Source organism: Anaerobutyricum soehngenii (genome assembly GCF_009697165.1).
GTDB classification, from domain to species: Bacteria; Bacillota; Clostridia; order Lachnospirales; family Lachnospiraceae; genus Anaerobutyricum; species Anaerobutyricum soehngenii.
The window spans coordinates 186,700-194,484 of sequence record NZ_VULP01000003.1 but is presented as its reverse complement, the minus strand read 5'-3'; the positions used below and the strand labels follow the sequence as shown (position 1 = coordinate 194,484).

Sequence of the window (7,785 nt, the reverse complement as noted above, 5' to 3'; positions counted from 1 at the left end):
GTTTATTTAGGTTTTGAACTTTCGTTCTGTTCCATGGACTTTCCTGCAGACATCACTCTCAGGAAAACCCGAATGAAATTTGAATTAACGTTCAAGGTTGTTTTGTTATTCAGTTATCAAGGTTTTGCTTTCATGCGAAAGCTTTTACATTTTATCACATCGACTTTTGTTTGTCAAGAACTTTTTTCAAGTTTTTTCAGCTTCTTTTTCGAAGCTATCTTACTTTCTTCTTCTATCTTTTTCAGAAGAACTTGTTCTTTTATGTCGTGCAACTTTTATATCTTATCACACATGTTTTATCTTGTCAAGAACTTTTTTTCATTTATCTGAAGATTTTCTTTCCGATTTCTTTCAAATCAATGTGTTTTCATGTGCAATGTATATTATATTATCATAACAACATAATTACGTCAAGCTTTTTTAATATTTTTTCTTTTTTGCAAAAAGCGCCGGATATTATATCTATTCTATAATGGCGCGAGAATTACTTCATAGCTAACGCTACTCTCATAATTCTGAATCATTCTATATTTTTATTTACATTTTCACACTGTCTTAATTCATCTTTCGTTCCCACAAAATTCTTTAATTCTACAATTTCTTTTTTCTAGAAAATCCATTTCAAACTCTATAAATCTGATATATTCTTCCAATGTTTTTGGAAGGCCACTACCCTTGAAATCCATCTTTCCACACCAGCAATTAACCTTTATTGTAGTCTTCTGTAACCAAATCATTTAAAAAAAGAAATAAAAGAATCCCTATTTGTAACCCGGGAGCAATTATTGGATGCGAACGCTTAAGCGAACATTCAACACGCCGCGACGAAAGTCACAAATAGGGATCTTTTTATTTCTGGGGTTCGTCTGTCAGTCTATCAGACGAAATTATTATTCCTTTTCCGGAATCTCAATTTCGAGACAAAGTTCCTCTAACTGCTTATCATCTACTGTATTTGGCGCATCTGTAAGCAGACAGGAAGCATCCTTCACCTTAGGGAATGCAATAACGTCTCTGATACTATCTTCTTTTGTCATAAGCATTACAAGGCGGTCAAGACCATATGCAAGTCCTGCATGCGGTGGAACACCATATTTAAATGCTTCTAAAAGGAATCCAAACTTTTCCTGTGCCTGTTCTTTAGAAATTCCAAGACATTCAAACATTTTTTCCTGAATATCATTCTGATGAATTCTGACACTGCCGCCGCCGATTTCTGTACCATTTAAAACAATATCATATGCTTTTGCACGTACTTTTCCTGGTTCTGTGTCAATCATATCTAAATCTTCTTCCATTGGCATAGTGAATGGATGGTGCATTGCAGTATAGCGATTTTCTTCCTCTGACCACTCCAGTAATGGGAATTCTGTAATCCACACAAAACGATAATCTGATTTATCAAGAAGATTCAGTTCCTCTGCAAACTTCAGACGAAGTGCACCGAGTACATCACATACTACTTTAAATTTGTCTGCTGCAAATACTAATAAATCACCGGTTTCACCACCCATAGCCTGAATAAGTGACTGAAGCTCTTCTTCAGACATAAATTTAGAGAATGGGCATTTTACTGTTCCATCTGATTTGAGCTGAATATATGCTAATCCTTTTGCACCGTAGTCTTTTGCTGTCTTCTCGATATGTTTCATCTTCTTACTAGAAACATCTCCAAGTCCTTTTGCACAAAGTCCGCGAACCATACCACCATCTTTGATCGCACCGGAGAACACACCAAATCCACAGTCTTTTACAAGTTTGGATACATCCTGAATCTTCATGTCAAAGCGAAGATCTGGTTTATCAGATCCATAGTAATCCATTGCATCCTGCCATGTCATGCGCTGAATTGGAAGAGTCACTTCTACATTCAGACATAATTTGAATAAATATGCAAGCAGTCTTTCATTCACATCAATAACATCATCTACATCTACAAAAGATAATTCCATATCAACCTGTGTAAACTCCGGCTGACGATCCGCACGTAAATCTTCATCTCGGAAACATCTTGCAAGCTGAAAATAGCGATCATAACCGGAACACATTAACAACTGCTTAAAAAGCTGTGGAGACTGTGGAAGCGCATAAAAACTACCTGGATGCACTCGACTTGGTACAAGATAATCTCTTGCTCCCTCCGGCGTACTTCTTGTAAGCATCGGAGTCTCAATTTCTAAAAATCCCTCATTCGCAAGGAACTGTCTTGTAAGTGTTGCTACCTTGCTTCGCATCATAAGATTCTTCTGGATATTTGGACGTCTTAAATCAAGAAAACGATATTTCAGGCGAAGTTCGTCTTTTACTGTAATATCCGCATCAATTGGGAAAGGCGGAGTTTCTGATTCAGATAAAATACGAATACTTTCTACCTTTACCTCAATATCTCCTGTCGCGAGATTTTCATTTACCGCTCCGCTTCTTTTCTCCACCGTTCCGGTTACAGCAATTACAAATTCTGCTCTTAAAGAACCTGCTTTTTTAAAACCTTCTTCACCAATTGTTTCTTCTTCAAAATACAACTGGATCAATCCACTTCTGTCACGTAAATCAACAAAAATCAGACTCCCCAGATTTCTTCTTTTCTGTACCCATCCCATCAGGGTAACAGTTTCTCCAATATTTTCACTGGATACTTCTGTACATCTATGGGATCTTTTCAATCCTTTCATGGATTCAGCCATTTTATTTTCCTCCTAAAACAGTAAAATAATATATTAATATATTCCCAGATCCGTCAACATATTTTTCATATTTTCAGACTGGGTTACTTTTTGAAAAGTTAAAAAAACTCTCATATCAAAGTTTTTCACTTCTTCAATCATAATAGATATTGCCGTTTCGATATCGAATGCGCTCCTATATGGGCGATTCGCTATCAAGGCTCCAAATGCATCACATACTCGAAGTATACGAGCCCCTAACGGTATCTCTTCCCCTTTTAGGTTATTCGGATAACCGCTTCCATCTGCATTCTCATGATGATATAACACTGCTGACAAAACTTCTTCCGAATATCCATGTTCTTTTAATATAGCATATCCTAAAGAAGGATGCAGCCTTACATACCTTAGTTCATCTATATTTAGTTTTGCTTCTTTTTCTTCATATACATAAGAACGAAGACGCAATTTTCCTATGTCATGCAGCATTCCTGCCACTGCAAAGTTATGGCACTGTTCTTCTGAAAGCGCCATTTCCTTTGCCACAAACGATGCCAGATTACTGACAACCATCCCATGAACAATTGCTTCTCCAAAGGAATCCTGCAATGATGTCTCCAGATCATGCGTCCCATCATAATCAAATGCCATAGTATCTCCTCTTTTATTTTAGAGATATTTCCTCTTTCGATCAATCATCTCATCAATTCGGTTAATATAATGATCCAGGTTTTTAACATTCTCTGTTCTTTCTATTCTGTTATCTGCAAATACATATTTGCTGCTGGCTCCTGCTCCACAAGAAATAATATCCTGTTTTTCTTCCATAATCAAGATATTATATAAACATTCTTTTCCTGAAACACAATACCCAATATTTTCAAGATTACCTGGTATGTTTTTCTGCCGGTACATATAATACGCTTTCATCCCCATGTTGCTGGCATATTCATCTACTAGTCGAAGCATCTCGTTCGTACTGCCCTTAACCATATTCTGATACTTTTCCATCTCCATATTAAGATGTGCCGCCCTCTTTATAGCCAAGGAATGTACCGTAAGACTTTCCGGTCGGAGCGCAAATATTTCATCTAAGGTTGCACGAACATGGGAAATATCCTCTCCCGGAAGTCCTGTGATCATATCCATATTAATATTATCAAATCCACACTCTCTTGCTAATAAAAACGCTTCCTTTGTCTGCACAACCGTATGTGCTCTACCAATCAGATCAAGTGTTTCCTGATGCATTGTCTGTGGATTGATAGAAATTCTTGTTACTCCTGCTTCTTTTAAAATGCAGAACTTTTCTCTTGTAATACTGTCGGGTCTCCCAGATTCTACCGTAAATTCTTCTGTTTCTTCCACTGGAAAAAGCTCATGAATCATATACATCAGCCTTGATAATGCCTTTTCATTTAGCGCTGTAGGTGTTCCTCCGCCAATATAAATCGTCGTAAGTTTTTTATCCCTGTGGTGTTCAGCCACAAAAGCAAGTTCCTTATATAATGCATCTAAATATGCATCCATCCTGTCGCCAAAACGAGCCACCGGAAATGAGGTAAAAGAACAGTAAAGGCATGTTGTCGGGCAAAATGGAATTCCAATGTAAAGACTATACTCTTTTTCAAATGGTCTTGATTCCAATAATACCTTTTCTTTCTGCGCCACTCTGCGGCAAAGATTCGCCTTTTGTGCATCAGCAAGATACGTTTCTCTAAAACGCTGTTCCAGCTTCTTCGCATCTTTCTCTTCTTCCATCCACTTCATAATAATTTTCGTTGGACGAATTCCGGTAAGCATCCCCCAGGGAAGACTTCTTCCGGTAAACTTTTCAAACAAACGATACAAAAAGCGACATACGGCATTACGACTGTTTTTATGATCACTATAGTCACAGATTATTTCTTCAGAAATTATCTTACCCTCTTTGTTCTCCAGTGTTCCCCGAATACAGTTTTTCGTATAGACAAGCGTGAGGAGAAGGTCATCCTTCTCCCATCCTTGCTTTTCAAACTCTTCTTTTGTCACTTCTACTATTTTGGTCCGTTCAAAAAAGGCCAGTGCCGTAGCCCGCACGTCATAATCATATTCCTGATCATTTTGTATTAAATAAATCATTTCTATTCTATCTTTTCTATACTTTTTCTATACTTCTCTATCTTTTCTATATTATCTTTCTACAAATGGATTTGTTTCTCTTTCCTCACCAATCGTAGTAGATGGACCATGTCCCGGATATACAATAACCTCATCCGGAAGATTCATCACTACATGATTCAGAGATTTAAGAAGGGTCTGTGCATCTCCGGTAGGGAAATCACTTCTTCCGACACTTCCTGCAAAAAGTGTATCTCCTGAGAAAAGCCATCCTTCCTCTGCAAAATAATAACAGCAGCTTCCAACTGTATGTCCCGGTGTATATAAACACTGACATTTATGTTTGGATGTCACTTCAAAAATCTGTTTATCATTGATCATCATGTTGGCATGTGTCGTATATCCCTCTCCAAACATCGGACTTAGGTTATAATCTTTAACCATAAGAACTTCCTGCTCCGGTTTTGCAGCATACACACGCAGTTTCCAAGGATCATAATGTTCTCTTAAACCTTCTAATCCTCCAATATGGTCATGATGTCCATGTGTGAGAAGAACGCCGTCTAAAGAATATCCTTCATTCTCCAAAAACTTAATTATCTCTTCCGGGCTTCCTGCCGGATCAATGACAATCGCTTCTTTGATTTCATCATCCATTAAAATATATGTGTTTGTATCAATTGGTCCTAACTGTGCACAAACGATTTTTAACTGTCCCATAAAAAAATACCTCCGCTGATCAACCAGCACTTCTTTCTATATCGATAACACTTTCAATGTTTCGAAGCTTTTTAATAATATGATTCAACTCATCGATTCCTCCTATTTCAAAAGAAAGAACGATAGTTGCTAACCCCTGTTTACTTGTTCTCGTTGACACAGATTTAATGTCCACCTTAAGTTCCATAAAAACTTTAGAAATATCAAGCAGAATTCCTGTACGATTGTGAGCATACAGACAGATTTCTGTCATATAAAGCTCTCCACCTTTTTCTACCGCTTCTTCTTCCCACTCTGCATCAATTAATCTTGCTCTGTCACTTTCTGGCATACCCAGCACATTAACACAGTCTGTTCTATGAATGGAAATTCCTCTTCCTCTTGTGACAAAACCAATAATTTCATCTCCTGGTACCGGACTGCAGCATTTAGAAAAGCGTACTGAAACATCATGAATTCCTCTTACCGTAATTCCTGACTTGCTTCTGGCCTTCTCAACAGCCTTTGTCTTATTCTTCTCTTCTATTTCGTTCAGGGCATCCTGATCTGTCAGCTTCTTCTGGTTTTCCTTTTCATATTCTTCTACCAGCTTGTTAATAACCTGACCTTCCTTTAATCCACCATGTCCGATTGCTGCAAGAATAGAATCCCAGTTCTTAAGGCCATATTTATGCATACATTTCTTCTGATACTCCGGCTTCATGTATTGGGATATCACAAGTCCTTTTGCCTTACAATACCGATCAAGCAGTTCCTTTCCTTTTGAGATATTCTCTTCTTTGAACTGCGTTTTAAACCACTGATTAATTTTTGTCTTTGCCTGTGAACTCTTTACAATAGAAAGCCAGTCCCTGCTTGGCCCATTCGAATTCTGCGAAGTAACAATCGTGACTCTGTCACCATTCTGCAGTTTATAATCAATAGGAACCTGACGGCCGTTAACCCTTGCTCCTACCATCTTATTGCCGACCGCTGTATGAATCATATAAGCAAAATCAATCGGTGTAGAGCCTGCCGGTAAAGTTTTAACATCTCCTTGCGGAGTAAAACAATATACCTGCTCTGTAAACAAATCAAGATCTGTCTTTAACATTGTTAAAAATTCTTTGTTATCTGACATATCCTGCTGCCATTCAAGAATCTGACGAAGCCAGCTTAGCTTTTCCTCTTCTTTATTAATGTTGCCGCCACCTTCTTTATACTTCCAATGTGCGGCAATACCATATTCGGCAGTACGGTGCATCTCAAAAGTACGAATCTGGATTTCAAACGGTGTTCCTGATGACCCAATTAATGTTGTATGCAAAGACTGATACATATTTTGCTTTGGCATCGCAATGTAATCTTTAAACCGACCCGGAATCGGCTTATACATCTCATGAATAACCCCCAAAGCTGCATAGCAGTCTTTTACTGTATCTACTTTAATTCTTACTGCAAAAATATCATAAATCTGATCAAGCGTCTTATTCTGATTACGCATCTTCTTATAAATACTGAAAAGATGCTTAACTCTTCCGTCTATCTCTGCACGAATTCCTGCATCTTTAATATGCTTGCTGACATCATCAATGATCGACTGAATAAAATTCTCTCTGCCTTCCTTGTTCGTCTGTAACTTTTCCTCAAGATCTTTATAAACTTCCGGCTGCAGATATTTTAAAGACAAATCATCTAATTCTGTCTTTATCTTGGAAATACCAAGCCTGTGAGCAATCGGTGCATAAATATCCATCGTCTCTCTGGCTTTTTCCTTCTGTTTTTCCGGTTTCATATACTGCAGTGTACGCATATTATGAAGACGGTCTGCCAGCTTAATAAGAATAACGCGGATATCTTTTGCCATCGCAAGAAACATCTTTCGTAAATTCTCCGCCTGTAGATCCATCTTATCGTGAGAATAAGATAACTGTCCTAACTTTGTTACACCATCTACCAACAATGCAACCTCATCATTAAATTCTCTGGACAAATCTTCCAACGTTGCCGTTGTATCTTCCACTACATCATGTAAGAGTCCTGCAACGATTGTCTCCTTATCAAGCTCTAGCTCTGCAAGAATGATCGCTACACAGAGCGGATGGATGATATACGGCTCCCCCGACTTTCTTTTCTGATCCTTATGGGCATCCCTGGCTAACTTATATGCCTTCTCCACCATAGAAAGATCTGTTGACGGATGATACTCCCGAATCGTGGTTATCAACTTATTGTATAAGACTTCCGGATCGGTGAAATCTTCTGGCTTACTAATCTCTTTTTGTGTTCTTTTTAACTTTTGTTTCTGGGCCTCCATTGCTTT

General features: G+C 38.0%; 5 protein-coding genes. All 5 read right to left on the bottom strand.

The features are described from left to right. Positions 1-890: 890 nt before the first annotated feature. Genes aspS through FYJ25_RS03115 form a run of 5 tightly spaced genes read right to left on the bottom strand, consistent with a single transcriptional unit; the run spans position 891 to position 7,779 of the window. Positions 891-2,684: an aspartate--tRNA ligase gene (gene aspS / locus FYJ25_RS03135; protein WP_096240837.1), complete on the bottom strand. Its 1,794-nt coding sequence runs from the start codon at positions 2,682-2,684 to the stop codon at positions 891-893. A 33-nt stretch (positions 2,685-2,717) separates the two neighbouring features. Further along, on the bottom strand, positions 2,718-3,314 hold the full coding sequence (locus FYJ25_RS03130; protein WP_096240838.1) for an HD-GYP domain-containing protein: 597 nt from the start codon (positions 3,312-3,314) through the stop codon (positions 2,718-2,720). A gap of 18 nt (positions 3,315-3,332) precedes the next feature. Beyond that, positions 3,333-4,784, bottom strand: a complete 1,452-nt coding sequence (hemZ, locus tag FYJ25_RS03125; RefSeq protein ID WP_096240839.1) for a coproporphyrinogen dehydrogenase HemZ — start codon at positions 4,782-4,784, stop codon at positions 3,333-3,335. Positions 4,785-4,835: 51 nt separating this feature from the next. Continuing rightward, entirely contained in the window at positions 4,836-5,483 is a 648-nt protein-coding gene (locus FYJ25_RS03120) for an MBL fold metallo-hydrolase (protein ID WP_096240840.1), read from the bottom strand. Positions 5,484-5,502: 19 nt separating this feature from the next. Beyond that, positions 5,503-7,779, bottom strand: coding sequence for a RelA/SpoT family protein (locus tag FYJ25_RS03115; protein WP_021906796.1), 2,277 nt, complete (start codon positions 7,777-7,779; stop codon positions 5,503-5,505). Positions 7,780-7,785 lie beyond the last annotated feature (6 nt).